Source organism: Candidatus Amarobacter glycogenicus, assembly GCF_016704105.1.
Lineage (GTDB): Bacteria > Chloroflexota > Dehalococcoidia > Tepidiformales > Tepidiformaceae > Amarobacter > Amarobacter glycogenicus.
In genome coordinates, this window is the sequence record NZ_JADJAT010000002.1 from 212518 (window position 1) to 238822 (window position 26305).

Annotated in this window: 27 protein-coding genes; 13 read left to right on the plus strand and 14 right to left on the minus strand. The window is 65.8% G+C overall.

What is annotated here, in order from left to right:
* The first annotated feature begins 5 nt into the window (after positions 1–5).
* From acs to IPG14_RS05800, 4 genes are all read left to right on the plus strand, one after another.
* Positions 6–1970, plus strand: coding sequence for an acetate--CoA ligase (acs, locus tag IPG14_RS05785; RefSeq protein ID WP_343388741.1), 1965 nt, complete (start codon positions 6–8; stop codon positions 1968–1970).
* A 144-nt stretch (positions 1971–2114) separates the two neighbouring features.
* Positions 2115–3203: an acyl-CoA dehydrogenase family protein gene (locus tag IPG14_RS05790; protein ID WP_343391171.1), complete on the plus strand. Its 1089-nt coding sequence runs from the start codon at positions 2115–2117 to the stop codon at positions 3201–3203.
* Between the two features lie 179 nt (positions 3204–3382).
* Complete coding sequence (locus IPG14_RS05795) at positions 3383–3865, plus strand: hypothetical protein (RefSeq protein WP_343388739.1); 483 nt, start codon at positions 3383–3385, stop codon at positions 3863–3865.
* A 98-nt stretch (positions 3866–3963) separates the two neighbouring features.
* The gene (locus IPG14_RS05800; RefSeq protein WP_343391172.1) at positions 3964–4833 is read left to right on the plus strand and encodes a matrixin family metalloprotease; all 870 of its coding nucleotides are present in this window, start codon (positions 3964–3966) and stop codon (positions 4831–4833) included.
* 1 nt (position 4834) lies between these two features.
* Here IPG14_RS05800 and IPG14_RS05805 read toward each other — a convergent pair whose 3' ends face one another.
* The 3 genes from IPG14_RS05805 to IPG14_RS05815 are packed head-to-tail and all read right to left on the minus strand — an operon-like array spanning position 4835 to position 6820.
* Complete coding sequence (locus IPG14_RS05805) at positions 4835–5479, minus strand: DUF402 domain-containing protein (RefSeq protein WP_343391173.1); 645 nt, start codon at positions 5477–5479, stop codon at positions 4835–4837.
* Between the two features lie 25 nt (positions 5480–5504).
* Positions 5505–5792 carry a zinc ribbon domain-containing protein gene (locus IPG14_RS05810; protein ID WP_343388736.1) on the minus strand — a complete coding sequence of 96 codons (288 nt, stop codon included), beginning with the start codon at positions 5790–5792 and terminating at the stop codon, positions 5505–5507.
* A 53-nt stretch (positions 5793–5845) separates the two neighbouring features.
* Entirely contained in the window at positions 5846–6820 is a 975-nt protein-coding gene (locus IPG14_RS05815) for a M23 family metallopeptidase (RefSeq protein ID WP_343391174.1), read from the minus strand.
* A gap of 322 nt (positions 6821–7142) precedes the next feature.
* On the opposite strand from IPG14_RS05815, the gene IPG14_RS05820 reads away from it, so the two are divergent.
* The 4 genes from IPG14_RS05820 to IPG14_RS05835 all read left to right on the plus strand — a co-directional run bounded on the left by IPG14_RS05820 (position 7143) and on the right by IPG14_RS05835 (position 9731).
* Positions 7143–8309, plus strand: coding sequence for an LLM class flavin-dependent oxidoreductase (locus tag IPG14_RS05820; protein WP_343391175.1), 1167 nt, complete (start codon positions 7143–7145; stop codon positions 8307–8309).
* A gap of 82 nt (positions 8310–8391) precedes the next feature.
* Positions 8392–9183 (plus strand): alpha/beta fold hydrolase, encoded by a 792-nt coding sequence (locus IPG14_RS05825; RefSeq protein WP_343388733.1) that lies wholly within the window; start codon positions 8392–8394, stop codon positions 9181–9183.
* 42 nt (positions 9184–9225) lie between these two features.
* Positions 9226–9477: a hypothetical protein gene (locus IPG14_RS05830; protein ID WP_343391176.1), complete on the plus strand. Its 252-nt coding sequence runs from the start codon at positions 9226–9228 to the stop codon at positions 9475–9477.
* A gap of 32 nt (positions 9478–9509) precedes the next feature.
* Positions 9510–9731 (plus strand): FmdB family zinc ribbon protein, encoded by a 222-nt coding sequence (locus tag IPG14_RS05835; RefSeq protein WP_343388731.1) that lies wholly within the window; start codon positions 9510–9512, stop codon positions 9729–9731.
* On the opposite strand, the gene IPG14_RS05840 is transcribed toward IPG14_RS05835, so the two are convergent.
* Positions 9728–10459 (minus strand): TIGR01906 family membrane protein, encoded by a 732-nt coding sequence (locus IPG14_RS05840; RefSeq protein ID WP_343388730.1) that lies wholly within the window; start codon positions 10457–10459, stop codon positions 9728–9730. The two genes, IPG14_RS05835 and IPG14_RS05840, sit on opposite strands and share 4 nt — an antisense overlap.
* 142 nt (positions 10460–10601) lie before the next feature.
* Here IPG14_RS05840 and IPG14_RS05845 point away from each other — a divergent pair, with 142 nt between their 5' ends.
* Both IPG14_RS05845 and IPG14_RS05850 read left to right on the plus strand, forming a co-directional pair.
* Entirely contained in the window at positions 10602–12035 is a 1434-nt protein-coding gene (locus tag IPG14_RS05845) for a CoA-binding protein (RefSeq protein ID WP_343391177.1), read from the plus strand.
* A gap of 112 nt (positions 12036–12147) precedes the next feature.
* Entirely contained in the window at positions 12148–13140 is a 993-nt protein-coding gene (locus IPG14_RS05850) for a hypothetical protein (RefSeq protein WP_343391178.1), read from the plus strand.
* Here IPG14_RS05850 and IPG14_RS05855 read toward each other — a convergent pair.
* From IPG14_RS05855 to IPG14_RS05865, 3 genes are read right to left on the minus strand one after another with little or no spacing between them, the layout of a single operon-like run.
* Positions 13125–14003, minus strand: coding sequence for a DNA-formamidopyrimidine glycosylase family protein (locus tag IPG14_RS05855; RefSeq protein WP_343391179.1), 879 nt, complete (start codon positions 14001–14003; stop codon positions 13125–13127). The two genes, IPG14_RS05850 and IPG14_RS05855, sit on opposite strands and share 16 nt — an antisense overlap.
* Positions 13996–18453, minus strand: coding sequence for a DEAD/DEAH box helicase (locus IPG14_RS05860; protein ID WP_343391180.1), 4458 nt, complete (start codon positions 18451–18453; stop codon positions 13996–13998). Before IPG14_RS05860 ends, IPG14_RS05855 begins: the two co-directional genes overlap by 8 nt.
* A 46-nt stretch (positions 18454–18499) precedes the next feature.
* Positions 18500–18949 (minus strand): hypothetical protein, encoded by a 450-nt coding sequence (locus tag IPG14_RS05865; protein ID WP_343384300.1) that lies wholly within the window; start codon positions 18947–18949, stop codon positions 18500–18502.
* A gap of 134 nt (positions 18950–19083) precedes the next feature.
* On the opposite strand from IPG14_RS05865, the gene erpA reads away from it, so the two are divergent.
* Entirely contained in the window at positions 19084–19473 is a 390-nt protein-coding gene (erpA, locus tag IPG14_RS05870) for an iron-sulfur cluster insertion protein ErpA (RefSeq protein ID WP_343384299.1), read from the plus strand.
* Positions 19474–19538: 65 nt separating this feature from the next.
* Here erpA and IPG14_RS05875 read toward each other — a convergent pair whose 3' ends face one another.
* Together IPG14_RS05875 and IPG14_RS05880 are read right to left on the minus strand one after the other, a co-directional pair.
* Complete coding sequence (locus IPG14_RS05875; RefSeq protein WP_343388725.1) at positions 19539–19748, minus strand: hypothetical protein; 210 nt, start codon at positions 19746–19748, stop codon at positions 19539–19541.
* 43 nt (positions 19749–19791) lie between these two features.
* Positions 19792–20445, minus strand: a complete 654-nt coding sequence (locus tag IPG14_RS05880) for a hypothetical protein (RefSeq protein ID WP_343384297.1) — start codon at positions 20443–20445, stop codon at positions 19792–19794.
* A gap of 96 nt (positions 20446–20541) precedes the next feature.
* Here IPG14_RS05880 and IPG14_RS05885 point away from each other — a divergent pair, with 96 nt between their 5' ends.
* Positions 20542–20847, plus strand: coding sequence for a hypothetical protein (locus tag IPG14_RS05885; protein ID WP_343384296.1), 306 nt, complete (start codon positions 20542–20544; stop codon positions 20845–20847).
* Between the two features lie 6 nt (positions 20848–20853).
* A complete protein-coding gene (locus IPG14_RS05890; RefSeq protein ID WP_343391181.1) occupies positions 20854–21432 on the plus strand; it encodes an AAA family ATPase in 579 nt (192 codons plus the stop codon).
* Between the two features lie 35 nt (positions 21433–21467).
* Here the strand turns inward: IPG14_RS05890 and IPG14_RS05895 are convergent, their stop codons facing one another.
* The 5 genes from IPG14_RS05895 to IPG14_RS05915 form a co-directional block, all read right to left on the minus strand.
* Positions 21468–22280 (minus strand): enoyl-CoA hydratase, encoded by an 813-nt coding sequence (locus IPG14_RS05895; protein ID WP_343384294.1) that lies wholly within the window; start codon positions 22278–22280, stop codon positions 21468–21470.
* A gap of 103 nt (positions 22281–22383) precedes the next feature.
* Complete coding sequence (locus IPG14_RS05900; RefSeq protein ID WP_343391182.1) at positions 22384–23244, minus strand: M15 family metallopeptidase; 861 nt, start codon at positions 23242–23244, stop codon at positions 22384–22386.
* A 44-nt stretch (positions 23245–23288) separates the two neighbouring features.
* Complete coding sequence (locus IPG14_RS05905) at positions 23289–24083, minus strand: alpha/beta hydrolase (RefSeq protein ID WP_343391183.1); 795 nt, start codon at positions 24081–24083, stop codon at positions 23289–23291.
* Complete coding sequence (locus IPG14_RS05910) at positions 24071–25534, minus strand: alpha/beta hydrolase (RefSeq protein ID WP_343391184.1); 1464 nt, start codon at positions 25532–25534, stop codon at positions 24071–24073. The genes IPG14_RS05905 and IPG14_RS05910 overlap by 13 nt, the downstream gene beginning before the upstream one ends.
* Before the next feature lie 117 nt (positions 25535–25651).
* Entirely contained in the window at positions 25652–26296 is a 645-nt protein-coding gene (locus tag IPG14_RS05915; protein WP_343391185.1) for a transglycosylase SLT domain-containing protein, read from the minus strand.
* Positions 26297–26305: the final 9 nt, after the last annotated feature.

A 26305-nucleotide genomic window follows, 5' to 3' on the forward strand; every position in this document is an offset into this window, starting at 1 on the left:
CCGCGATGGCTGAAGTTGGACTCCCCGTTGATGAGTCGTATGCCCCACCACCTGGGGTCCGCGAAGGCGCGCTTGTGGCGTCTCGCACCGAATACGACCGGCTCTACCGGCGCAGTATCGAGGACCGCGACGGGTTCTGGTCGGAGATGGCAAACCAGTTCATCACCTGGGACGCCCCGTTTACCCGCGTGTCCAGAGAAGACCTCACAACCGGCGAAATCGGTTGGTTCCTTGGCGGCAAACTGAACGTCTCGGTCAACTGCCTCGATCGCCACCTCGCCACCCACGGCGACAAAGCCGCGATCATCATGGAAAGCGACGAGCCCGGCTCGAACCGGACCATGACCTATCGCGAGATGCACGACGAGGTCTGCCGCCTCGCAAACTACTTGCGCGGCAGAGGCGTGCAAAAGGGCGACCGCATCGCCATTTACATGGGCATGGTCCCAGAACTCGCCGTCGCCATGCTCGCCTGTGCGCGCATCGGCGCAGTCCATTCGGTCATCTTTGGAGGCTTCAGCCCGAGGTCGATACGAGACCGCGTCGATGATTCCACCTGCAAGGCGATCATCACCCAGGACGAAGGACGCCGCGGTGGACGCCCGGTCGCTCTCAAAGCCAACGTCGATGAGGCACTTCAGGAACCCGGCCACACTGTCGAGTTCACCGTCGTCTTCCAGCACACCGGCTCCGCCGTCGGCATGGAAGCCTCCCGCGATGTGTGGTGGCACGAAGTCGTGGCGGCCGAATCCGCCGTCTGCGCCCCCGAGTCCATGGACAGCGAAGACCCGCTCTTCATCCTCTATACCTCCGGCTCGACCGGGAAACCGAAGGGCGTGCTGCACACCCAGGCCGGCTACCTCCTCCACACCATGGTCAGTCACAAGTACGTATTCGACCTGCGTGACGACGACATCTTCTGCTGCGCCGCCGACGTGGGCTGGATCACCGGTCACAGCTACATCGTCTACGGCCCCCTCGGCAACGGTGCGACGAGCGTTATGTTCGAATCGATCCCGACCTACCCCAATCCCGGGCGCTACTGGGACATGGTCGACCGCCTCGGCATAAACGTCTTCTACACCGCCCCAACGGCGATCCGGGCCATCGCCCGCGAAGGCGACGCGCACGTGAAGGCACACAGGCGGACTTCGCTCCGTGTCCTCGGGACCGTGGGAGAGCCAATCAACCCCGAAGCCTGGCGGTGGTACTTCAACGTCGTAGGCGAAGGGCGCTGCAGCATCGTCGACACCTACTGGCAAACAGAAACCGGGGGCCACATGATCACCGGCCTTGCCGCCGCCACCGACATGAAGCCCGGCTCTGGCTCGCTGCCGTTCTTCGGCGTGGAACCCTGCGTCGTCGATGAAGCCGGCCTCGAACTCGAAGGCAACAACGTCACCGGCCGGCTCTGCATGAAGGCTTCCTGGCCCGGAATGATGCGCACGGTCTACGGCGACCACCAGCGTTTCATCCTCACGTATCTCGCCACCTACCCCGGCAAGTACTTCACCGGCGACGGCTGCCATCGAGACAAGGACGGCTACTACTGGATCACCGGGCGCGTCGACGACGTCCTGAACGTGGCCGGCCACCGCCTGGGCACGGCTGAAATCGAAGGCGCTCTCGTGGGACACGAAGCGTGTGCCGAAGCCGCCGTCGTCGGCTACCCCCACGACGTCAAGGGCAACGCCATCTACGCCTACGTCCTGCTGAAAGCGGGCTACAGTGGCTCACCGGAACTGGCGAGATCCTTGCGCGACGCTGTCCGCAAGGACATCAGCCCCATCGCGACCCCGGACAAGATCCAGTTCGTGGAGGGCCTCCCCAAGACCCGCTCGGGGAAGATCATGCGCCGCATCCTGCGCAAGATCGCCGAGGGCGAACCGGAGAACGTCGGCGACGTGACGACCCTCGCCGACCCGGCCGTCGTGCAGGACATCATCGTCGGCTCGGCGAAGGCGGACTGAACCAGGCGGGATTCTCGAAGGACGTTCGCAGCACGCGAAATATCCTGCTACAATCCCGCCGCACACCGGCTCCCGGCCACTCCGGGGCTCGTTCGTCTGCGCCCCGCGCGCAGACTCCAACATTTCGAAAGGGACGCAAACCGAATGGATCTTGGCCTCAGTGAAGAACAGGAACTGCTGAAGAACTCAGCCCGCGAATTCCTCGAGAAGGAGTGCCCGGAAGAGCACGTCCGCGCCATGGAAGAGGACGAAAAGGGCTACAGCCCCGAGCTCTGGAAGAAGATGGCTGACCTCGGTTGGCAGGGCCTGATGATCCCAGAGGAGCACGGCGGTGCCGGCTTCTCGTTCCTCGATCTGGCAGTACTGGTCGAAGAGTTCGGCCGCGCGCTCGTCCCCGGGCCGTTCATCCCGAACCAGGTCGCGGCTGCCATCCTCCTCGCCGCCGGCAGCGACGCCCAGAAGAAGAAGTACCTGCCGAAGCTCGCCGACGGTTCCTCCATCTTCACCTACGCCTTCACCGAACCCAGCGGCCGCTGGGATCGCGATGGCGTCCAGATGAAGCTCGAAGGCGGGAAGCTCAACGGCACCAAGCTCTTCGTGCCCGATGCCGCCGTCGCCGACTACATCGTCACCGCTGCCCGGAAGGGCAACGACATGGTGGCCGTCGTGGTCCCGCGTTCCGCCGTCCAGGTCACCGTGCTCAAGACGATCGCCAGCGACAAGCAAGCGGAAGTTGTCTACAAGGACGTTGCCGTCGCCGATGACGACGTCATGGCGGTTCCCCAGGCTGTTGGCGATACGATCCGCAACCAGGCAACCGTGCTCGAATGCGCCTATCTGGTCGGTCTCGCCCAGAAGGACTTCGAGATCTCCGTGAACTACGCCAAGGAGCGCGTCCAGTTCGGTCGCCCGATCGGCTCCTTCCAGGCCATCCAGCACAAGGCCGCCGACATGGTCACCGATGTCGATGGCATGCGGTTCATCATGTACAAGGCCGCCTGGGCAACCAGCGAAGGCGAAGACTCCGCCCAGATGGACGTCGCCATGGCCAAGGCCTGGTGCTCCGATGCCAGCCGCCGCGTTGTCGCCCACGGGCAGCAGATCCACGGCGGTATCGGCTTCACCAAGGACTACGTCATCCAGCTGTTCTTCCGCCGCCAGAAGCGTGCGGAGCTCTTCTGGGGTGACGGCGACTTCCACCGCGAGCGCGTCGCGCAGATGCTCGAGATCTAGTCTCGACCTACGGGAAAACCACGAGAGGGGCGCCTGAAGGCGCCCCTCTTGCTTGGTTCGTGCCTTCAGGCTGAACCGACGACTGCCGAAGACCCTAACGAGGGCCGCCGGACTCCGCGGGTGGCGCCCAACAGCCAATACAGCAAGAATTTGCGCAGCGGAAATAGATGGGAGAAACAATGAACTTTCGTAAACTGGTCCTCGTAACAGGGATGATCCCGGCCGTGCTCGGCGCCAGCGTCTTCGCGGCGTGCGGCGGAGACGACGACGACGACGGTGGCAGTGGCGGGACCGGCACCGATGAGAAGTACGTCGCATCAATCTGCAAGGCAGGCGCCGAATTCGCGACCGCCATGGAAAAGCTGTCCAAGGATCTCGCCAGCGAGAAGGACCTCGAAAAAGCAGCCGAGAAGGCTGCCGAACCGTTCGAGGATTTCGCCAAGGCGTTCGCCAAGGCCAACCCGCCGAAGGATCTCAAGGAGTGGCATGACGACGCTTCCGATGCCCTCGACAAGGCCGTGAAGGGCCTCAAGGATGGCAACTTCGACGCCCTCGGCGACGAGCTGATGCCAGACCCGCCCAAGGACATCTCCGATCGGCTGACGAAAGTCGCTGACAAGAACAAGGATTGTCAGGACGCGGACTTCACTTTCGGGGGCTGACACCTACCGGAATCGAATCAAATAGAAGGCCCGGGCACGCCGACGTGCCTGGGCCTTTCTTTTCGCGCCGTTACCTCAAACATGCGACCCTTTCGAGCATGACATCTCGCTCGGCCGCTGCCGGTGGGGTCCATCACCCCGCTTTGAGGGTAGCGGCGGCACTGATCGCCCTCTCCGGCGGGCTGGCGCTGTTGTTCATCGCCAGGGGACCAGCCGCAGCCACCGCCGTCGACGAGGAAGTTACCGTCGTCCGCCATGTCCTGACGATCGCGAGCGACGGGACAGTCGCCATCGAGCAAGAAGAGATCCACACCGGCGTGAGCGCCGCCTTCAAAGTCAACTCCTCCCGGTGGCCGGCATCCTCCATCCCCGTCGCTGTCGCCTTCAACCCCTCTGGCGCGCCAGGCGGGATCGCCACTGCCCAGGTCATCCAGGATGCGATCGCCAAGTGGAACGCCGTCCCCTCCGCGTTCGCCTTCACCTGGGGAGGCACGACCACAAACGGGACAGGCTCCTGCGCCGACGGGCCGAACTTTGTCACCGACGGCACCAACACCGTGCGGTTCGCAAACCTCCCCGGGCTCACCCTCGGCATCACCTGCACCATCTTCGCCGGCGGGAAGATCAAGGAATTCGACATGGAACTTGACGGCGATGGGACGTGGTCAAGCTCCACTCCTCCCGCGCCGGGAGCGTACGACCTGCCGACCACCGTCCTCCACGAACTGGGCCACGCCCTCGGCCTCGGCCACTCTTGCGGAGACGCGGGCGCGCCGGCCTGCTCCAGCGTGTACCTGAAATCGGTGATGTATGGCCAGATCGCCGCGGGCGAGTCCCGGCGCGAACTCACGGCCGACGACATCGCAGGGCTCCAGTCAGCCTACCCGCCAGCCACAACCCCTACCGCGACCGCCACTCTGCCCCCGCTCGGCAACCGCGTGCGCACACCATTGCTTGCCCGGGACTAACTCATCGGTAGGGTAAAGGGTACGCCCATTCGCGGCGGTTCCAGGGCGTCGGAGGTTCCTCCTGCCAGCGCGGATGGAGCACCGGCACGGTCCAGTCCGACGGCGGCGCCCACCCCACCCAGGAACCATCGAACGGTGCGGCCCCGCTCTCGATGAGTTCGAGAACTTCCCGACTCGCTGCCTCCACCGTCTCCGAAAACTCCATCGAGAAGTGCCCGGAAACACCCAGCGCCTCGAACTCGTCGCGATCTTTCCACGTCCAGGTCAGGTCTGGTGCGACCACCATATCCAGCGTGTGGTCGTTCGTATCGAAGCCAACTGGCGTCCGGCGGAACGGCTCCTCGAAGTTCACGTAGTACGTCGTGAACCGGCGCGGTTCGCCCTCCCAGAAGAGCCAGACGGAGTAGGGCTTGCCGGGGTACATCAGGCGCAGCGTGTCCCGCCGCCACTCGCCCTCGACGAGTTCTCGCGCCTGGCCCGGAGAATTCCTCCAGAGCCGGCCCAACGAACCCCGGGGCAACCACAACGCGAGCAAGTCATCGTCGTCCCGCACCACGCGGAACGGCCAGGTCATGCCGACGGTACTGCCCAACCGCGTTATGTAGCGAACCACGACTTCAGCGCCGGGCGAGAACCTGTCGCGCATTTGCAGGCCGTTTCCCCTGTTTGGATTAGTGGCTGTGACCGCCCGCTCCGTGGGAGTGGCCGTGTCCGCCCATGTCGAAGCCGCCACCCAACCCCTCGCCCCCGAAGTCGTCGCCGCCGCCATCGGAATCCCACGGCGCAGGCCCGTCTTCTACACCGGCCTGGGTTCCGCCCACCACCGACCATGAGCCCATGGTCTTGCGTGCCTGTTTGCCGCATTTCGGGCAGGGGATCTGTTGGAGGACATCGCTCATCGGCATCCGCTTATCAGTGCGAGTGCCGCAAGCGGCACAGAGGTATTCGTAAAGAGCCATGCACGGATCGTCGGAGGTGAAGCGCCGCGCGGTCAAGCCCGGCGCCACACGCTCTACTGCTGGCGAGGAAGCGGAGTCGGTGTCTTTTTCGGGGGCGCCGGCGTTTTCGTCGGTGTCGGCGTCCGAGTCGGCGTCGGCGTGATCGTCGGCGTCGGGGTGATCGTTGGCGTCGAAGTCGGCGGCCCTTGCGTAGCCGTAGGTTCCGGGCCGCTCTGTGTTGGCCCCGAGTTCGGCGTCGGCTCCGGAGTCTCGGTCGGCTCCGGGGTTGGTGTCTCGCCCGGGCGCAGGGTTGGAGTCGGCGTGGGCGTCCACGGGACGATCTCCTTCCCCGGGATCTGGACGAACTCCTTCGGGTCGAAGGGGACGTCTTTGTACCGGATCTCAAAGTGGACGAACCCGTCCGGCTCGCCAGTCCCGACGACAGTCGACTTCGAGACGTTGTTGCCGTCCGTCACGCGCAGGCTCTCCAGCCAGCCGAGGACCACCTTGAAGTCGCCGCCGCAATCGATAATCACGTGGGTCCCGTAGACCTCGTCAACACCGGCCTCGATCACGAAACCGCTGCACGCCGATTCCACCGGTACGTTCTTGAGCCCGACCAGCGAGAAGTCCACCCCGGTGTGGACCTTGTCATCCGCGCGCGGTGTCCCGAAATAGTCCTCCACGCCGGCGTGCGTGTTGAGCGGCAACTCAAATCGCTTGCCGCCTGCGATCAGGTACTCCTTGATGTCGGGCTTCGCGGGGTTGGCGGCCACCGTCCCGGCGCCTTCGTTCTCCCCCGCGACCTTATTCGCCGGGTCGCGCGTCGGCGCGATCTTCGGTGACTCAGTTGCCTTGGTCAGCGTCTCGCCGCTGCGGCCCTCCGCTGGCGCTTCCCCAGCCCCACCGCCGCCGAAAGCGCAGGCGCCGATCCAGGCGAGGAATGCCAGTACCGGCACACCCGCCAGCAGGGCGAACGGGGCAAGCTTCCGGTCTCCCGATCGCTTCTCCCGGTACTTGGGACCGTAAAACCCCTTGCCTGGTGGCATCCTCACACCTCAACAGCAGCCATTGCCCAGTTTCGGGCTACCTTCCGCCGTGTTCTCTCGGGAACTCCCCTGCATTTCGCGGGCTGATCAGATCGGATCGGCCGAAGCGAATGACCCTCCCTGGGTATGTATCGGCGCGCCCGACCGGCGTCATCAGCAAACGCAAGGCAAAATCGGGGTTAACGGACGGCTCAATTTCGTCTCCCGGCGCTCACCGGCCTGAGCAGGCGTCGCCAGCCTCGGAGCTCCCGAAGGTGCAAAATCCTGACAGGTGGGTAGTATCTCGCCTGTCACACACCAGTGGCTCCGGAGAGACTTCACAGTGACCTACAAACCGCCGCGGATGCGTTTCGGCATCTTCCTCGCTCCTTTCCATCGCGTCGGGGAGAACCCGACCGTCGCCCTCGACCGCGACCTGGAGCTCGTCGAGCTGTTGGACCGCCTGAACTACGATGAAGCCTGGTTCGGCGAACACCACAGCGCTGGCTGGGAACTCATCGCCTCGCCCGAACTCATGATCGCTGCCGCCGCTCAGCGCACGAAAACGATCCGCCTCGGCACCGGCGTCAGTTCGCTTCCCTACCACCACCCGTTCATCCTCGCCGACCGTATGGTCCAGTTGGACCACATGACCCGGGGCCGGGCGATGTTCGGCGTGGGGCCGGGTGCCCTCACCAGCGACGCCTACATGCTCGGGATCGATGCCCTTACCCAGCGCCAACGCATGGACGAAGCACTCGGCGTCATCCTCCGCCTCTTCCGCGGCGAGACCGTCACGCACCAGTCGGACTGGTTCACCATGAAGGAGGCCCGCCTCCAGATCGCCCCCTACACCTTCCCGCACATGCCGGTCGCAGTCGCCTCGACGTTCTCACCCGCAGGCCCGCAGACCGCCGGAAAGCACGGCGTCGGCATCCTCTCCGTCGCCGTTTCACAGCCCGGTGGCCTGATCTCCCTCGCCAGGACATGGGAGATGGCTCAGGAGGCCGCCGACAAAGCCGACAAGGGCCTCAGCCGCGAAGACTGGCGCCTCGTCCTCCCCATCCACCTCGCCGACACCCGCGAGGAAGCCATCCGCGACGTCGACGAGGGCAACCAGCAGTTCAACAAAGACTACTTCGAAAACACCCTCGGCCGGCCCGCAGACCCGAGCGTGAAGCCGGACGTCGCCAGCCAGGTCGAACGCGGCGGCGCCATCGTCGGCACGCCCGATGACGCCATCGCCGCCATCGAGCGGATGCAGGAGATGAGCGGCGGCTTCGGCGCGCTGCTCGGCCTCGCCCACGAATGGACCAGTTGGGAGAAGACGCGGCACAGCTACGAACTCTTCGCCCGCTACGTCGCACCGAGATTCCAGGGCCAGATCAGCCGGATCGAAGAAAGCCAGGAGTTCGTCGCCAGCAATCGCACGACCATCTTCGGCCCCAACGCCGCAGCCATAGGAAAGCCTTCATCGATGCTGGTGTCTCCCTCCCGGATGCGATGCTGAATCGGATGCAGCGAGGAAATACCTAACCACACCACCACGGAACGCCAGCGCGGGGGCCCTGCCCACCGGATACAATGCGGCTATGCCCTACGTGACCGTAAACGCCGCCCGCCTCTACTACGAGCAGCACGGCAGCGGGCCCGATGTGGTATTCCTCCATGGCGCCGGCGGCAACCACCTCGTCTGGTGGCAGCAGGTCGCTGCGTTCTCCCGCGAGTTCCGCTGCACCACGTTCGACGCCCGCGGCTGGGGTCTCTCGCGGGGTGAAATGGCCGTCGGCCGGTTCTCCCTGGGCACCGACCTCGTGGCGCTGCTCGAACGGCTGGACATCGGGCGCGCACACATCATCGCTCAGTCCATGGGCGGCCGTGCCGTCGCGGGACTCTCTCGCCTGGCGCCGCAACGCGCCCTTTCCCTGGTACTCTGCGGCACCACTGCAGGGGCAACAGACGACCGGGTGCGTGAACTGCAGGACGAGCTGAAAGACGAACGCGGCGATGGCGGCCTCCGCGAACACGCGCTCGCCCCCGGCTACGAAGAAGCGAACCCCGGCATGGCCTTGCTCTACCGCCAGCTGAACGCCATCAACCCGCCCCGCCCGAAGGGAATGCTTGGGCGCCCGCCACCCACCTACAGGGGCAGCACCCACGAGATGCTCGCCGCCCTTGCCGTTCCCGTGCTCTACATCGTCGGCGAGCATGACCTCATCACCTCGCCGGAAATGATCCGGCAGGCGAAGTCACTCGTCCCGGGCGCCGAGTACCACGAGGTCAAAGGCGCCGGGCACTCCTGCTACTTCGAACGGGCCGGCGAGTGGAACCAGGTTGTAGGCGACTTTCTCCGGCGTGCCGGCAGGGGTACAGCGGGTAAATAGGCGGTTGCCATTAGGGGAACACGCCAGTTATTGTCTACCTCCATGGTCTGGAAGTTCCGCTGGCTCCACTCATTCCTCGCGCGGCTCCGCGGCTCCGAACGTGCCTCCGGCGCTGGCTGGGTCGAGCCTTCGAACGCCATCACCCGCGCCATCATGACTGGCTCATTCGCCGAGTTGCCGATGTCCGTCCCGCTCCGCGAGCCTGCCGAAGTCGTCACACTGCCTGCCCGGGCGCAGCCCGCCACGCGCACTGCGCAGCGCACACGCCGTCGCCGGGCCGGCCGCGCAGCCTGATCGGCCAGCCCCGCGCCCGTTATACTGCCCGCATGGCCATCTACGAGTATTACTGCCCCACCTGCCGCGCGAAGTTCGAGCAACGCCGGCCAATGTCCGAAGCCGCCGTCGCGACGAAGTGCGCCAGCGGTCACCGCGCCGAACGGACCGTCTCCGCCTTCGCGATGTCGCGCACCGCGGGCGGCCTCATGCTGGATGAAGCTCCGTCTGGCGGTGGTTGTTGCGGCGGCGGCGGTTGCGCCTGCGCGAACTAGTCGCCGGCCCCGCTGCGCGCCCGGGCCGTCTCTGGCGCTCCGTCCCGAGCGCGCCCAAACACCAGGTAGCTGACCGAGAGCGACACGACTGCCAGCGCTTCGACAACCGTCAGTCCTCCCACCAGGTACGTCATGTCTTGCCAGAACGGCTCGGGGAACATCTGGATCAGATGATCGGTGTCCGGGTCCAGGAGCCAGAGGTCGTTGCTGAACGCGATCTCATGAAACCTCGTCCAGGCTGAATCGAAGCCCGTCACGGCGAATGCGCCGATGGCGCCGATAGCGGCGAGGCCGGCGCCCACACCCGCAAGGGAATAGGCCGCCAGTTGCCGCGGCGTGCGTTCCCGGGTCCATAGCACCGCCCCGCCGATGTAAGCCAGGATGATGGCCAGCGAAACCTCGTTCAGCCGGAACACCGCACGCATCAGTCCCTTGACGTCGCGCATGTGGGACGTCTCTTCCTCGCTGAACAGTGCCGTCTCCTGTCCGTCGATCGTGACCTGCGTCCGCAGGCTGGAACGGTCGTCTTCGAAGTAGCGGATCAGGTCTTCGGCCGCTCGGTCCAGGTCCGGGAACGAGACCCCGGTCGCCTGGTCGGCGTCATACCGCCGGAAGCCCTGCTCGTAGAACCACGCGTCGCCCGCGGCGAAGCGCACGTTCGCCGTCACCAGGAAGACGGGGATCGAGAAGATGAATCCGGCGGTAGCGAGACGGGTGAGGACGTTCATAGCTGTCGCGGTGCGACATGCGGCATCGTGCCCACGCCCTGCGGCACGGTCAAACGTATCCGCGAACCTCTGGTAAACTCAGCCCACTTTCCCGGCGTCTCCCGCCGGGTCTTGCTGCCGCAAGATCTCACCGGAGCCTTCTATGACTGCGCCTGCCACGACGCCCGAACTTGAGTTCGTCTTCAATCCCCGCTCGATCGCCATCGCCGGCGTTTCGGCCAAGGAGACCGCTGCCTTCGGAGGCGGAGGATTCGTTTCTTCCCTCCAGGAAATCGGGTTCCGTGGCCCGATCTACCTGATCCATCCGACGGCCCCCGCTATTCGGGGCCTGCGTTGCTACAAGACGCTCCTGGAGATTCCCGACGAGGTCGACTACGTCATCTCGTCGGTCAACGCCCGCTTCGTGCCGCAGCTCCTGGAGGAGTGCATCACGAAGGGCGTCCGGGTGCTCCACCTGTTCACCGCGGGTTTCACAGAGACCGGCGACGCCGAGCGGGCGAAGATGGAGCAAGCCGTCGTCGCACGGGCGCGGGAGGCCGGGATTCGCCTCATCGGCCCGAACTGCATGGGCCTCTACGTCCCGGACTCACGCCTCGCAATGATGAACGGCCAGATCGCTGAAGCGGGTCCGGTGGGCATGGTCTCACAGTCCGGGATGAACGCCGGGGAATTCATCCGCTACGCCGTCCCTCGCGGCATCCGCTGCTCGAAAGTCATCAGCTTCGGCAACGGCGCGGACCTGAAGGCCGCGGACTTCTTTGAATACCTCGCCGACGACCCGAAGACCGAGATCATCGTCGCCTACCTCGAAGGCATCCAGGATGGACCCCGCCTCGCCAGGGCCATCCGCCGGGCTGCCCAGAAGAAGCCTGTCGCGATCCTGAAGAGCGGCCGCACCGAGGCCGGTTCGAGAGCGGCAAGTTCCCACACGGCATCGCTCGCCGGCTCACTCCAGATCTTCGATGCCCTCTGCAAGCAGGCCGGCGCACTCCGCGTCGAAAGCCTCGAAGAGCTCGTCGACACGGCCGTCGCATTCCGCTTCGTGAAGCAGCTCGCGGGGCCGCGCGTCGTCGTTGTTGGCGGTGGCGGAGGCGCGAGTGTGCTCGCGGCCGACGACCTGGACGCCGCCGGGCTCCAGCTCCCGGCATTGCTCACAGAAACCCAGGAGCAATTGGCGAAGGTCACCCACGAAGCCGGGACGAGCATTCGCAACCCGATCGACACCACCAGCCTCTGGGAAGACGCGGCGTTCGAAGCCACCGTTCGACCCTGTGCCACTGCCGAGAACATCGACGTCGTGCTCTTCCATACGAGCTTCGGAGGGGGCCCCGTCGCCCGGAACCAGAACGTCCGCGAGCGAATGGTTCGCCAGGCCGAAACGCTCGGTCGCATCCAGCGGGAGACTGGTAAGCCGCTGGTTGTCGCCATCAGGCCGGCCGTCACCGGCGATGCCTTCGACCAGTCTTCAGAGTTCCAGGAGCTGTGCTGGCGCCAGGGCCTCGCCACCTTCCCCAGCATTGCCCGGGCGGGTATCGCTCTGGCGAACCTCGTTGAGTGGCGCCGCCGCCAGGCGTAGTTCTCGCGTTCGTAACATCGCGTTGATACGCTGGTTGCCAACCATGAATCGCGAAAGCCTCGAACAATTGCGATGTTGCGCATGGCGCACAGTTTCTTACCGGGCTGCCGAAATGGCCGCTGCGCGCGCATCGATAGGCGGCGACCACGATGGCGATGCGGTCGTTACGAGCTGCCAGCGATTGGAAGCCTACGGTTTTGGCCCTTGTGATTGCGCAGCTCCTGAACGGCTCACCGGCCACGCCGCCCTCGAACGCCTGGCGGCAGTCACCGCTGGCCTCGAATCGGTCGTCCTCGGCGAAGACCAGATCACCGGCCAGGTACGCTCTGCCTTCGCCGCAGCCAGCAACGAGTTGCGCGCGGCTTCGGACATCGCCATCGCTACCGCCAGAGCCCTTCGCGCCGAGACGCGATTCGAAAGCCACGCGGGCCACCTGTTGGACAAGGCGCTTCGGCTCTCCACGATGCAGCCCGGCGGATTGCTCCTGGTCCTCGGCGCTGGTGCGATGGGCCGGCTCATCGCTGAGCGCGGCCATGAACTCGGCTTCCGGGTCACTGTCGCTGCCCGGCGTCCCCCGGAACCGCCGTTCGGGGACGAATTCGTCGAACTCGGGCGGGTGCCCGGCCTCCCGCGATTCGATGTCGTTGTCGGCTGCCTGGGCTCTGGCGCCGGGGAAATCGCGCCCCGTGTCCTGCCAGCCTGCCGTCTCTTGGTCGACCTGGGCACGCCGCGCAACTTCAACGTGCCATCCTCGCCCGGCGTGGTTGCCATCGCCGACATGCTGGATGAAGAAGCCACACGCCCGCATGCGACGGCGCGGCGTCGGAAGCTCCGTGCCCGCCTCGGCGAGATACTTGACCAGCGGCTCGCGCGCCTCGGGGAGAACTCACGCTCCCCTCTCGGAGCATTTCGGGCGGAGGTCGAAGCCATCCGCCAGCAAGAACTCGAACGAGCACGGAAGTTGCACCCACAGGTCCCCGCGGAAGTCCTCGATGCGGTGACCCGATCGCTCATCGACAAAGTGTTCCATCGGCCGACAGCCCGAATTCGCGGCCTGTCAGACGAGCAGCGCGCCCGCGAATTCACCTCTTACTTCGAAAGCTGACGGTTAGTCTCCCCCGGGCGTACCACGAGTGGACGATCGCGCCGGCTTCGCGGCGGTTCAAGCTGCCCTTCGACCACCGGCTGGCACTTCGGACACCATGCCGTGTGACGGATGTCCACCCCCTGTGGCGCCGACCGGAGGGTTGTCCGGCAACGGCGGCACGGCTGGCCCCCGCGCATATAGACGTTCATCGTCGGCCTGCGCGTGAGTCCCAGCGCATTCTCCTTGCCCACGCTGGCCCGAAGCAGGCCCTGGGCCTTCCCCAGCAGTCCTCGCAGTTCGTCGTCGCTCAGGTCGGAAACGCGCCGCCACGGATTCACTCCCGCATGGAAGAGCGCCTCGTGCTTCCAGATGTTTCCCGCCCCCGCTACGGCTCGCTGGTCCATGATCGCGTCGCCGATGGTGAGCATCGCCCGAGTCGGATGGCGCAACCGCTGCAGCGCCTCCTCGGCGTCGAAGGCGTCGTCAAGAAGGTCCGGCCCCAGGTTGGAAACCGGCGCGTGGTATCCAAGGCTGCGTTCCTCGACGAGTTCGATCACCGGCGCGCCGAAATTCACCACCACTGCACCGTCGACTTCGAGCACCAGGCGAACCTCTCGCTCAGGGCGCGTCCATCGCTCGCCGGGTTCGTAAACGTGCCACGTCCCATACATCCGCAGATGCCCTCGGAGGGCGAGCCCGTTCTCGAATCCGATGAGCATGTTCTTCCCCTGCGACCGGACACCAGTGCAGCGCTGACCGACGATCTTCTCGACGCGCGGCACCGGACCCGGGCCATGGCTCCTGGCAGCTCGGATGATCTTGCCGTCGAGCGCTGGCCGGAGCTTCTCTGCGAAGCGGTACAGCGCGTCTCCTTCAGGCATTGCGCACCACCGCACGTTCAGACCGCCGCGTGAGACCACGGAACCCGCGGGCGAAGCCCGCAGCAAGCAGGGCCCGGGCGATCGCCGAATCGCCAACCGGCTCCGCGTCGATGCGCTCAATCGACAGCCCCTTGCTGCCGAGTGAAGCCGGGTCGCTCGCCAGCATCTCCGCGGCCACGGCCAGTGGCGATTCATCCGCTGCCGCGGGAAAAGCGAGGAGCGCCCTCCGCCCAGGGGCAAGGTAGAGCACCGGCACACCGTCGACCAGGACGACCCTGGCGCCAGCCACGCGCTGGTACGCCTTTCGCGAACTCTCGTCGTCACGCGGCCATGCGAGGGTCGCGCCGTACGGTTGCGCCGGGTCCGTTGCAGCGAGGACAACCGCCGTCTGTTCGTCTGGCGCTTCACGCTCGGCCCGGACGCGCTCCGCAGCACCGGGCAGCGCGAACTGCGCAGCGCCGAGACCCTCCACGAAGTACCCCCGCCGAACGCGTCCCGCGTCTTCCATCGCCTTCAGCACCGGGTACACCGCCGAGAACCCACCCGGCTGCTCCTCCGCAGCGACCCCTTCACGCGTGACGATCCCCAGCCGATCGAGGAGTGACTGGGCGCGAGCATGGGAACGGGCCGTTGTCGCTGTCCGCGATTCATCGACCGCACTCGGCCTCACAACTGACCAGCGGCCGGCCGCTTCGGGGGGCAGCTTGCCAATGCGGCCGCGAGGAGCTGGCGTGGTCCCGCGCCTGCCCCACGCGAGTGCCCGGACAGGTGCGATCGTGTCGTTCGTAACGCTACCCGCCCAGACCAGGTCCCAGAGAGCCTCCAGCACCTCGGTGTGCGGAGCAGACGTCGCCATGACCAGATCGCTGAAGAAGAGGGCGCCGCGGGCTTCCAGCGCCGCGAGAATCGCGGCCGGGAGCGGACCCGGCGCCTCCGGAGACGTTGGAGCGAACGTACTGAGCATCTCTCGCCGGACAAGCACGATCCGGCCGTCGTCTCGTCCCAGCCTCCCCGCTCCGAACCACGCGACCTCGCCGGCCGCCATCAGTGAATCCAGCATGGCCGGCTGGTAGTCCCCAACCCGCACAGAGAGGACTTCCCGTTCCAGAGCACTCGCCGGCAATGCGACACCCTCGCATTGCCCGATCACATCCCGGAGCCGTTCCAGCCCCCGGGCCGCCGATCCGATCCCGTGCCAGCGTTGCAGGAACCGGGCATAGGCTGCCCCGCTCACCGGTTCGACTTCTCTCCGCAGCCGCGCGAGCGAACGGCTCTTGATCTGCCTCAGCACATCCGGGTCGCACCATTCCCGTTCTCTGCCACCGGGACGGAAGTCACCGTGGAGCAGTTTGCCCCCGGCATCGAGTTCCTCGAGCGTCTCCCGGATCAGCGACTCGGGCAGTGCCCATCGGCGCGCCGGTGCTGCCGTCACGAACGGTGCATGCGTCCGTGCGAAGCGGGCCAGCAGGCCCTCAAGCGCGTTCTCGCTCCGTCGAAGGAACACCTCTGGCACGCCCACCGGAATCGAAACCCCGAGCCCATCCCGGAAGCGGCCCGCGTCTTCAATGGCGATCCAACGCTCCGCACCACCGATCCTCACCCGGCAGGCTCGCCGGCTCGTCTCCAATTCTCCCAACCATGCTTCGGCGGCCCCCACTGCGGCCAGACGGGCGGCGACCTCTTCGACGTCCAGGTCCCCCAGGCGACGGAGCAGGTCGTGGACGTGGTCCACGGTCTTCGCCTTGCGATTCTCGACCAGGCACTGCAGCTCGAGTTCAACCTGTTCAACGGCTCCCGCGTCCAGCAGTTCGCGAAGCTCCGCCTCACCCAGGAGGTCTCTGAGCAGGTTCCGGTCGAGCGTCAGTGCCTGCGCCCGGCGCTCCGCGAGTGGAGCATCGCCCTCGTACATGTACGCCGCCACGTAGTCGAAGAGCAGCGACCGGGCGAACGGTGATGCCTCCCGTGTCTGCACCGGCACCACCCGAATCTCGTGGCTCTGGACTTCGCGCAGCACCTGGACCAGACCCGGCATGTCGAACACGTCGCGCAGGCACTCACGGTAGGTCTCCAGGATGATTGGGAACGACCCGTAGCGGCTGGCGACGGCCAGGAGGTTCGCTGACCGCTGCCGTTGGAGCCAGAGCGGTGAACGCGCGCCTGGCCGCCGCTTCGGCAGCAGGAGGGCGCGGCCGGCGTTCTCGCGGAAGTGCGACGCGAAAAGCGCAGTGTTCGCCAGCCGTGATACCACCAACTCTTCGACCTCATCGGGCCCTGGGAACAGCGACTCCACCGGGGGCAATTCGTCGCCCCCGGCAAACCGGATGGCAATGCCGTCGTCGCTCCAAATCGTCTGCACCTCGAAGCCACTGCGATCCGCCAGGACAGCTTCGATCGCCTGGGCCCATGGCGCGTGTACCTGTCCGCCGAACGGCGACAGGATCACCATCCGCCAGTCGCCCAGTTCGTCCCGGTACTGCTCCACGACGACGGTTCGGTCCGTCGGGAGGTGCCCCGTCGCCTCCTTCTCGTCCGCGAGATAGGCCAGGAGATTCGTGATGGCGTTCTCATCCAGGTCGTGCACTTCACGAAGCCGCGACGCCGCCCTTGCCGGGTCCCGTATCGCGTCAATCTCCCGGGTGAACGCACCCACCGCCCGGCCGAACTCCAACGGCCGTCCGACGCCATCACCTTTCCAGAACGGCATCTTCCCGGGCTCGCCCGGCGCCGGTGACACAATGACCTGGTCGCGCGTGATCTGTTCGATCCGCCACGTGCTGGCGCCAAGAAGGAACGTCTCGCCCGGGCGGCTCTCGTACACCATCTCCTCGTCGAGTTCGCCGACGCGCGGCCCGCCAACTCCCAGGAACACGCCATAGAGCCCCCGGTCCGGGATGGTGCCCGCGTTGACCAGGGCGACGATGCGGGCGTCGCGGCGGCTCGAAAGTACGTCCGTCTCGCGGTCCCAGAGGATCCGTGGCTTCAGGTCGGCGAATTCATCCGACGGATACTGACCCGACAGCATGCCCAGCACGCCTTCGAGCTGTTCTCTGCTCAAGTCCGCGAAGTTGTAGCAGCGGCGGACCATCGCGAACAGTTCCTCGACCGTGAGGTCCTCCGACGCGCAGGCCGCCACCACCTGCTGGGCGAGCACATCGAGCGGATTCCGCGGAACCTCCGTCTTTTCGATGAGACCCTTCCGCATGCGCTCCGTCACGACAGCGCATTCGAGCAGGTCGCCCCGGAACTTCGGGAAGATTCGCCCGATGCTGGTGGCGCCCACCTGGTGTCCCGCGCGGCCAACTCGCTGGAGCCCCCGAGCGACTGACTTCGGCGATTCAACCTGGATGACGAGGTCGACCGCGCCCATGTCGACGCCCAGCTCCATCGAGCTGGTGCACACAAGGCCCGGGATCGTCCCCGCTTTCAATCGTTCCTCCGCTTCGAGCCGCTGCTCGCGCGACACCGAACCGTGGTGGGCGAGCAAGAGTTCCTCGCCCGCAAGCTCGTTCACACGCGCAGCCAGCCGCTCCGCCAGGCGACGATTGTTCACGAAGAGCAGCGTCGAACGATGGGAACGGACGAGTTCGAGCATCCGCGGGTAGAGCGCCGGCCAAATCGACGTTCGCGCTTCGGGACTGACTTCTGACTCAGGGATCGATCCCACGAGTTCGCCGAGCCGCGTCATGTCCTCCACCGGGACGACCACTTCAAGGTCCAACGACCGCTGCATTCCGGCATCGGCGATGCGCACCGGCCGATCACCGCCGAGATACTTCGCGACCTCTTCGAGGGGCCGCTGCGTGGCCGAGAGGCCGATCCGCTGGAAAGACCGTCCAGTCAGCCGCTCCAGCCGCTCCAGCGATAGGGCCAGGTGCGCGCCTCGCTTTGTCCCCGCCATCGTGTGGATCTCGTCAATGATGACCGTCTCCACCGTTTCAAGGATCGCCTTGGAGCGTGACGTCAGCATCAGGTAGAGGGATTCTGGTGTGGTGATCAGGATGTCCGGCGGGTCCTTGCGCAGGTCCTCGCGTTCGCGCGAAGGGGTGTCTCCCGTCCGCGTTGCAACCGCGATGTCCGGAGGGGGTAGTCCTTCCCGGGCCGCGGCGATTCGGAGGCCGGCAAGGGGCGCCCGCAGATTGCGCTCGATGTCATACGACAGCGCCTTCAGCGGAGAAACGTAGAGGACGGAGACGCCCGCGCGGACGACCTTGCCTCCCCTCCCGGTGGGAAGCGGCGGGCGGTTCGCCAGCCGGTCGAGACACCACAGGAACGCCGCCAGCGTCTTGCCCGACCCCGTCGGCGCCAGGAGGAGCGTGTGTTCGCCACTCCCGATCGCACGCCACCCGAGCTCCTGGGCCTTCGTTGGCGCCTCGAACGAATCCGCAAACCAGGCACGCGCTGCCGGGCTGAACTGTTCGAGGGCCGGGACGGGGTTCGCCACGCGCGCCATCAGGGCATTGTGACAGAAAGCCCAGGCGTTAGCACAAGTGTTCGGCTTACTTCTTCGTGGGAGCCCGCCGCCGGACCCTGGCAGCAACGGGCTCGTCGGGATCGATCTTCGGCAGGCCCTGCACGGCCGTCGTCACGAACCCCAGGTGCGCCCGGCGTTCATCGCCTTCCGGGTGGATCTCAACGCGGTAGATCGTCTGGTAAGGGATGAAGCTCTGGATCGGGTGCTCGTGGTCCGGGATCGATGTCTGGAGCGCGACCCATTCCTCCGCCACGCCCGAGATGCCGTTCACGTAGTGGGTCACGCCATCGACCGTCATCAGCTCCACGACGGGAGCGACACACGCCACCTGTTTGCAGAACCCCGCGATCGCCGGAGGCAGCACCTGTTCGAAAAACGCGCGGTCGAACGGGACGCCATTGTTCCCTCCTCCGGCGGGCATCGGCGCAACAACACCGGGTGGGAGGTAGATAACGCGAGATCCCTGCTGAGTCATGCGCGGAGCGTAGGTAATGCGCGACCGGGTGACAACTGAGCAAGCGACATAGACGCGCGACGCCGCAATGGCTATGATTTTCATAGCGACAAGCGTCGACAATAAGAAGCAGCATCCCGCTGGAGGCCTCAGCCATGACGACCGAATCCGAAGCCCCCGTAGTCCTCGTCAACATCACCGAGAAGGCCGCCGAGAAGGCGAAGGCCCTGCTCGAAGCCCGCGAACTGACGGATGGCGCGCTCCGCGTCTTCATCGCCGGCGGCGGTTGCAGCGGCTACCAGTACGGCATGGCGCTCGCCCGCGCCGCTGAAGAAGACGACATCATCCTCGAACAGTCCGGCATCAAGATTGTCATCGACCCGGAAAGCGCCCAGTACCTCTCCGGCGCCGAGATCGATTATGTCGACGACATCATGAAGAGCGGCTTCTCGATCTTCAACCCCAACGCCACCAAGTCATGCGCCTGCGGCTCCAGCTTCCAGACTGCGGACGGAAGCGGCCAGCCCCGCGCCTGCGGCAGCTGATCGCCGGCTAATCCCACTTCGAAATCACGAACGGGGCCGATTCAAGTTGGCCCCGTTTTTCGTGCTCACCACGCACCGTACAGAACCCGGAAGAGTTCAAACAGATGGTGCATCGGGCGCAGGATCACAGCGACCGGAACGACGACCAGGAACACGATCACGCGGCGCCATCGGATGGGAGTGAGTGGCTCCAATGGTTCCAGGTGCTCAGGGATCTCCCCGGCAAACGGATCAAATGCCGGACCATCGGGGGGCTTCCGCCAGGGCAGCCGCATTACCGCTCCTCCGTACACCAGGAGGATCGGCAGTGCTGGCCGGTTACATCAGGTTGCGCATCAACTGCGTCTCACTCGTGAGGAACACCATCGAAGCCCGGGTGGCTGCCCGCAGGCGGCCGAACTCCGCGTCGGTCACGGCCATCTCGTCGAACTTCTCGAGCTCCCCCAGCGAGTCGAACTCCGCCACGATCGAGACACCACTGGTGTGGCCCGTCATCTTCGACCAAACGCTGGTGTGCGCATCAATTCCGCGCTGCTTCTGGTAATCAAGCGCTACCGATACCGAGAGGACGAATTCCCGGTGGCTGCCCGGTTTCACGTCTCCGTGCAGGACGCGCATGTACTTCCGCGGCGCAGTCGCATCCTCGGAGGTCATCAGCCCTTCGGAGTGGTAGGCGAGGCGCAGGATCGACACTTCGGAGTCTTCGTAGATCATCGCCGAACGCACTTCGCGGCGGACAATCGCGAACCGCGAGTCCTCCGTCGCCAGGTCGGTCCACTTCTCCAGGTCCTCGAGCGTGTTGAAGTCGGCGGCGATGACGACGGAGTTGTTCTGGCCGGTCATGGCGCCCCAGACCGCCGTCCGCGCACGGATGCCCCGCTCGGTCTGGAATGTGTTCGCCTCGCGCATGGCGCTCAAGAAGTCTCGGGTTTGCCCCTGCGCGACAACGCCAACCAAGATCCGACGGTACATTCATGACTCCAATGCCCGGGTTCGCAGACCCGGCGGGCGCAGTGTACCAGAGAGAAAGGCCGTCCTCCTTCCAGCAACGGAACTATAATCCGCACGATGTCACTCTTCGTCGCCTACTTTCGCTTCAAGCCCGGCACCAACGCGCTCCAGGGCCTGATGGCATTCGAACGCCGAAAGACCTTCCAGCACCCGCCACAGGCCAGGGTCCTGGGCGAGTACTGGGTGAATGCCCCCGAAGGCGACCCGCAGGTCGTGGTCGTGTGGGAAGCCGAAGATGAAGGGCCCGCCGATTACTACGATGCCGCCTGGGGCGACATCTTCGATATCAAGACGTCCCTCGCCAGCCTGCCGGTCTCGGAGATTCCCGAAGACCTGCCGGAACAACTCCGCTCCAGGATGTAGTCTCCGATGGACACGCCAGGCGCACACCCAGGCAGTCTCGGCCACCGAATTGTCGTCGTGGGACCCAGTTGCTCCGGCAAATCGACCCTGGCAAGCCAGCTTGCCGCCCTCAGCGGTGCGAGTTTCATCGAACTCGACGCCCTTTTCTGGAAGCCCAACTGGCAAGAGAGCGACCCGGAGGAGTTCCGGATGCGGTTGGTGGAGGCGCACGCCGCGGACACGTGGGTCACCGCCGGCAACTATCTCCGGCACACGTTGGCCACGGTCTGGCCTCGGGCCGACACTATCATCTGGCTGGACTTCCCGCTCTACCTGACGTCGTGGCGCGTCGTCGTCCGCTCCTGGCGGCGGTGGCGGAGCCGCGAACTGCTCTGGGGCACGAACGCGGAGAAGTTCTGGGACCAATTGATGATCTGGAGCCCGCAACGATCGCTCATCGGCTACACCATCTCCCGCCGTCGCCAGTCCCGGGCAGCCTTCCTCGAAGCAATGACCGACCCGCAGTTCCGCCAGGTCCGCTTCCTCCGGCTGACTTCACAGGGTGAAGTCAGCACCTTGCTCGCGCGCGCCGCCCGGGCAGTCTAGGCCCGGACGGCGAGATTTCGCGTTCGGCGAAAGACCTATCGCCCCTTGAACGCCGGCTCGCGACGCTCCGCGAACGCGCTCAACGACTCCTTGAAGTCCTCCGTCTGGGCCAGCGGCAGGAGCTGGAGGAGGATGTGGTCCACGGCCGCCTCGAACGTTTCATCCTGTCCGAGACGCATCATGCGCTTTGTCGCCTGGACCGCCAGGGGTGCGTTGTTGGCGATCTTGTGAGCCCACGACTTCGCCTCAGTCATCAGCTCATCGTGCGGGACCACCTTGTTCACGAGACCGAGCTCAAGCGAGCGCTGCGCGTCCAGGACGTCGCCCATGAACGCAACTTCGGCGGCCTTCGCCCAACCGAGCAGCCGCGGCAAGTACCAGCAGCCACCGCTCTCCGGGACAATCCCGCGCTTCGCAAAGACCGCGCCCATCTTCGCGTTCTCGCTTGCGATGCGGATGTCGCAGCCGAGCGCGAGGTCCATCCCGTAACCGGCGGCGGCGCCGTTCAGGGCACAAACGATCGGCTTGTCCATCCGGTTGATGACGATCGGAGGCGAGTTGTGAAGGTCGAACATCTGGTAGCCGCGGCCACCGAGTTGGATGGCGCCGTCGCTCTTGTCGCCTCCCTGTGCTTTCAGGTCGAGACCCGAGCAGAATCCGCGCCCCGCGCCGGTGATGATGATGGCGCGCACGTCCCGGTCTACGTTCGCCGCCTGGAGTGTCGTGGAAAGTGCGGCCAGCATCGGCCCGGTGATAGCGTTCAGGCGGTCGGGGCGGTTGAACGTGATCGTAAGGACGTTGCCGTCCTGTTCGAGCAGCAGCTCGTCGGTCGGGGATGGAGGGATCATGGTGTGGCTACTCCGTTTGACGTCAAAGAATGTCGGGCGAGTGTTGCATCACAGCACTGACGCTGCAACCGACACGCTTTCAACGAACCCGCGCCACGGCTGGCTACTTCAACAGGAACTCGTGGAGCGTCAGGCCGCTGTCCTTCACCTGCTGGGCGACTCCCTTGCCGACGTAACGGAGGTGCCACGGTTCCGACGCGTATCCCGTGATGGCTTCCTTGCCATCCGGATAGCTGACAACAAACCCGAACTTGTAGGCATTGGCGGCGACCCAGGCCGCTTCGGCGGTGCCCCCGAACGCTTCCAGTTCGAGACCGCGCGCCGCTACGTCAGCTGTCGTGCCGAGCTGGTGTTCGCTGTGGCCCGGACGGGCACTCGTGCGGTCTGCGTACGCTTGCCCGCTGGTCTGCACCCAGTAGTTGTAGGTGTTCACCTGCTCCTGGTAGCTCCGGTAGCCACTGTTCACGTAGAAGTCGAATCCCTTTTCCTGCTTCCCCGCGGCGAACATCTCGCCGAGTGCAACGGCAGCCTCGGCGCGGAGGTAGGCCCCTCCGGCAACCTGGCGCAGGTCATTCGGTGCGCAATCCGCAGCGAGCCGGTGCTGCTTGTCCAGGGGAGCGAGAATGTCGCCACACGCCACCAGGATGCTGCCATCGGCGCCCGGGGTGGGCTCCGGAGTCTTCGTGGAAGTCTGCGCGCCAACGGTGGATGTCGGACCACCGGCTGTAGCCGTGGCTTCGGCCGTCGCAGTGCTGGACGGGTCACCAGATGGGCCAGCCGGCTTTCCGTCGCCGGAGATCGAGTCGGCGGCGACGGTGAGCAGCAAGACGACCGCAAGCACAACCGCGATCAGGGCACCGATGAAGACGACCGGGAAGTTGGAGCCACGCTCGGAGCCGCCGACGGTCTGGCGTTTCGCCTTGCCCCCCGCACGGCGGACAGGCCGGCTCCTCGTATCACTCATCGCAGAAACCTTAGCGCCGGCGGTGCTTCTGGCCTATCGCCGGATTACCCCGCGCTAACCCGCGGATCCCGCGCAACATCATCGAGAAACGCCCGCAACAACGAGTTCGTCATCTCTGCCTGTTCCATCTGGACAAAGTGGCCGCTGCCGGCGACGGGCTCCTGGCGGAGGAAGGTCGTGTGCTCACGCAGCCAGGCGGGGTCACCAAGCGGCTTTTCTGCCCAGATCGCCATGAAGGGCTTGGCGTCTGCTTCCCGGATCAGTCGCGGCATGTCTTCACCCACCAGGTGCAAATCCTCGAGCATTCCCGCCCCAACATCGGCGGGGCAACCCAGCATGACCCGTTCGACGTATTCGGCCGCGCCCGCATGAGGCGGGTCGTAGGCGAATGTGCCGATGAAGCCCTCGACGGCGCGCATCGAACCAGCCTCCCGGATCAGCGAGACCGAACGAGGTGAGCCGGCCCCCGTCTGGGCCGTTATCGGCGAGTCGATCGTCACCACTCCGAGAACGAGTTCCGGGTAGCGCCCGTTCAGCGCGAGGGCGATGATCCCACCGAGGCTGTGACCAACCAGGATGGCCGGACCGATCGCGAGTTCACGGATAATGGCTGCCACGTCCTCCAGGGCCTGTCCTGCGCGAAACGGCGGCGCCGCAGGCGATTCGCCGCGCCCGCGAAGGTCCACGGCGATGCAGCGATGCCTCTTCGAGAACTCGGCCAACTGTTCGGACCAGCAGGTCCGGTCGCACGCCCAGCCGTGGATGAAGACGAACGCCGGCGATCCGCTTCCCCGGTCGTCGTAGGCAATCGTCGCACCGTTGACGTTCAGTTTCGCCATCGAGCGATGCGCCGGGCGGGTTTCGGCGTGGGCTGCCGTTTCCGATTGAGGAGCCTTGCCGCCGTGTGGATCGTTGCGAGGCTCGCCCCGCGCGTTACCGCCAGTGCCATGGAGCCGCCTTGCCTCGCCCTCCCTCGATCCGCGCGTCCAACGGCCGCGCGGACGTTCGCCGGGGCGTGACGCGACCCCTCGCTCAGGATGGCCAACGCGTCTTGAGCCGCCAGCCGGGCATGATCCAGGTCAATCTGCGAGAGCGACTCGCGCGCCCGCCGTGATCCTTCTGCCCCGGCGACACCGAGCCGTGCGACGACTTCCGCGGCACGTTCACGCGCATGCTCGACATCGGCTGAATGGAGGGGAAGCCGTCCCGCGGCTGTGGCAGCACGGCCTCGGACGGTCCGCCGTTGAGCGGCTTCGGCGCGAGCGGCGGACCGCTTCTGGCTCGATCGGCGGGCTGCGAAGCCTGCCCCCGCGATAATCAGGACAGCCGCAGCTCCGGCCGCTGCCAGGAGGATGAGGCTCGAACCACGACGCGAGGCGGCCGTGTGCTCTTCCATCAGCCGTTCGAGCGGTGGCGCCGCCGCGGCGGGTTCGAACTCGCCGTGTTCCAGGTCGCCGAGGAACTCCCGAACACCGTCGGTGAACGCGTCCGGGCTGTCTCCGGGCACGCTGTGGCCGGCTCCCGGGATCACGATCAGGCGGGCTCGCGGCATCTCGCTCGCTGCCCGCTCGGCAACTTCCTGCGGGAGCACATCGCTTTCCGAACCGCGGATCAGGAGCGCTGGCACGCGCACGCCCCTGAAGAGCGCCCAGGAGTCGTCATTCGCTGCTTCGCCGCCGATACGCAGGCCGCTATCGGGCTGGCGGAAGCGCTTGTCGAATTTCCACGTGTACTTCCCGGTTTCGGTGGGCTTCAGCCGGTGGCGCATCCGCTCCCGGATGTTCTCCAGCGTGCGCCGCTGATTGAAGCGATGCGCGAGCTCTACGAACTCCTCAAACTCCAGTTCATCCGGCCCCCGCGTGAAGCGGACGATGTTGTCTACGCCTTCTTTCGCGGATTCAGGGCCGACATCCACGAGCACCAGCGCGCTCACGTGCTGGGGGTAGCGATTCGTATACGTGACCGAGTTCAGCCCGCCCATGCTGTGGCCCATAAGGATAAACCGGTCGATCCCAAGCTCGTGCCGGAACCCTTCCAGGTCTTCGACGAAGGCCGTGCGGGTGTAATCGCCGTCCTCCGCCCAGTCGCTGTCCCCGTGGCCGCGTTGGTCCAGCGCGATCAGGCGGTAGCGGTCCTGCATACGCCCCGCAAACTCATCGAACATGTGCCCGGAAACCCCGAACCCATGGAGCATGATGATGGGTTGCGCCTGGGGGTTACCCCACTCCTGGTAGCTGAGCTTCAGGTTTCCGACCTTAACGCTGCGTTCGAGATACCCGGCAGTCACCATGGCGTGCTCTCCCATCGAGAATTCGCTCACCCCGCGGCGGTGGCGAACTTCGATGATAGCACCGCGGGGGAACCCGCGAGGCTCCGCTCCCCGGCGCGCGTGATACTGGTGAAGGCCTCAGGACACCGGCGGCAGCCCCTGTTCCTGGCGCAGCGCGTTGTACTGGCTGACGAGGGCATCACCCTGGTAGGCGAAGCCGCCGCCGGGGTTGAAGGAGTAGTTGTACGCAGCGCGCACGGCGTATTCGCCCGAATACCCGGCGCGGTCACCCGCCTGCCATGCCTCGGCCAGGCCCCGGGCCGCGCGGTCGGCATTCGCCTCGGGGTCGAATCGGCTGTCTCCCATGCCGTGGCCATAGCCCTGGTCGTGTAACTGGAACAGCCCCACCGAGTGCCCGGCGTCGCCCACCGCATCCGGACGGCCACCGCTCTCGATGAGCATTACCGCCTTCAGGAACAGCGGCGGCACGTTGTACTTCTGGCCCATCCGGTTGAGCATGCTGTCCCACTGGTCCGGGTCTGCGTCGCTGTTCGACTGGACCGGCGTGTGCGGTGTGGCAGTCCGGGACGCCCGGCTGGCGGCGCCGGCGCTGGCAGATCGTGCCGAAGCCGCCCTCGGGGCAGCCTGTGCCGTCGGCGGCTGGTACGTCGATGCCGCCGCCGAGAAGCCTCCGGAGGGACGGCTGCGGGCGATCTCGCCAGCTTCGCGAAGTGAAACGTGCGCGCTCGAGACCGTACCGTTGGCAGTCGGATCGATGGCCATCCTGGCACA

Coding starts and splice junctions, on each gene's coding strand:
- IPG14_RS05840 (WP_343388730.1), bottom strand. CDS start 10,459: ATGAACGTCCTCACCCGTCTCGCTACCGCCGGATTCATCTTCTCGATC.
- IPG14_RS05810 (WP_343388736.1), bottom strand. CDS start 5,792: ATGGCTCTTTACGAATACCTCTGTGCCGCTTGCGGCACTCGCACTGAT.
- IPG14_RS05885 (WP_343384296.1), top strand. CDS start 20,542: ATGTCACTCTTCGTCGCCTACTTTCGCTTCAAGCCCGGCACCAACGCG.
- erpA (WP_343384299.1), top strand. CDS start 19,084: ATGACGACCGAATCCGAAGCCCCCGTAGTCCTCGTCAACATCACCGAG.
- IPG14_RS05905 (WP_343391183.1), bottom strand. CDS start 24,083: ATGGCGAAACTGAACGTCAACGGTGCGACGATTGCCTACGACGACCGG.
- IPG14_RS05815 (WP_343391174.1), bottom strand. CDS start 6,820: ATGCCACCAGGCAAGGGGTTTTACGGTCCCAAGTACCGGGAGAAGCGA.
- IPG14_RS05890 (WP_343391181.1), top strand. CDS start 20,854: ATGGACACGCCAGGCGCACACCCAGGCAGTCTCGGCCACCGAATTGTC.
- IPG14_RS05910 (WP_343391184.1), bottom strand. CDS start 25,534: ATGGTGACTGCCGGGTATCTCGAACGCAGCGTTAAGGTCGGAAACCTG.
- IPG14_RS05895 (WP_343384294.1), bottom strand. CDS start 22,280: ATGATCCCTCCATCCCCGACCGACGAGCTGCTGCTCGAACAGGACGGC.
- IPG14_RS05805 (WP_343391173.1), bottom strand. CDS start 5,479: ATGCGCGACAGGTTCTCGCCCGGCGCTGAAGTCGTGGTTCGCTACATA.
- IPG14_RS05855 (WP_343391179.1), bottom strand. CDS start 14,003: ATGCCTGAAGGAGACGCGCTGTACCGCTTCGCAGAGAAGCTCCGGCCA.
- IPG14_RS05880 (WP_343384297.1), bottom strand. CDS start 20,445: ATGTACCGTCGGATCTTGGTTGGCGTTGTCGCGCAGGGGCAAACCCGA.
- IPG14_RS05860 (WP_343391180.1), bottom strand. CDS start 18,453: ATGGCGCGCGTGGCGAACCCCGTCCCGGCCCTCGAACAGTTCAGCCCG.
- IPG14_RS05800 (WP_343391172.1), top strand. CDS start 3,964: ATGACATCTCGCTCGGCCGCTGCCGGTGGGGTCCATCACCCCGCTTTG.
- acs (WP_343388741.1), top strand. CDS start 6: ATGGCTGAAGTTGGACTCCCCGTTGATGAGTCGTATGCCCCACCACCT.
- IPG14_RS05850 (WP_343391178.1), top strand. CDS start 12,148: ATGGCCGCTGCGCGCGCATCGATAGGCGGCGACCACGATGGCGATGCG.
- IPG14_RS05825 (WP_343388733.1), top strand. CDS start 8,392: ATGCCCTACGTGACCGTAAACGCCGCCCGCCTCTACTACGAGCAGCAC.
- IPG14_RS05790 (WP_343391171.1), top strand. CDS start 2,115: ATGGATCTTGGCCTCAGTGAAGAACAGGAACTGCTGAAGAACTCAGCC.
- IPG14_RS05835 (WP_343388731.1), top strand. CDS start 9,510: ATGGCCATCTACGAGTATTACTGCCCCACCTGCCGCGCGAAGTTCGAG.
- IPG14_RS05795 (WP_343388739.1), top strand. CDS start 3,383: ATGAACTTTCGTAAACTGGTCCTCGTAACAGGGATGATCCCGGCCGTG.
- IPG14_RS05830 (WP_343391176.1), top strand. CDS start 9,226: ATGGTCTGGAAGTTCCGCTGGCTCCACTCATTCCTCGCGCGGCTCCGC.
- IPG14_RS05865 (WP_343384300.1), bottom strand. CDS start 18,949: ATGACTCAGCAGGGATCTCGCGTTATCTACCTCCCACCCGGTGTTGTT.
- IPG14_RS05915 (WP_343391185.1), bottom strand. CDS start 26,296: ATGGCCATCGATCCGACTGCCAACGGTACGGTCTCGAGCGCGCACGTT.
- IPG14_RS05900 (WP_343391182.1), bottom strand. CDS start 23,244: ATGAGTGATACGAGGAGCCGGCCTGTCCGCCGTGCGGGGGGCAAGGCG.
- IPG14_RS05845 (WP_343391177.1), top strand. CDS start 10,602: ATGACTGCGCCTGCCACGACGCCCGAACTTGAGTTCGTCTTCAATCCC.
- IPG14_RS05875 (WP_343388725.1), bottom strand. CDS start 19,748: ATGCGGCTGCCCTGGCGGAAGCCCCCCGATGGTCCGGCATTTGATCCG.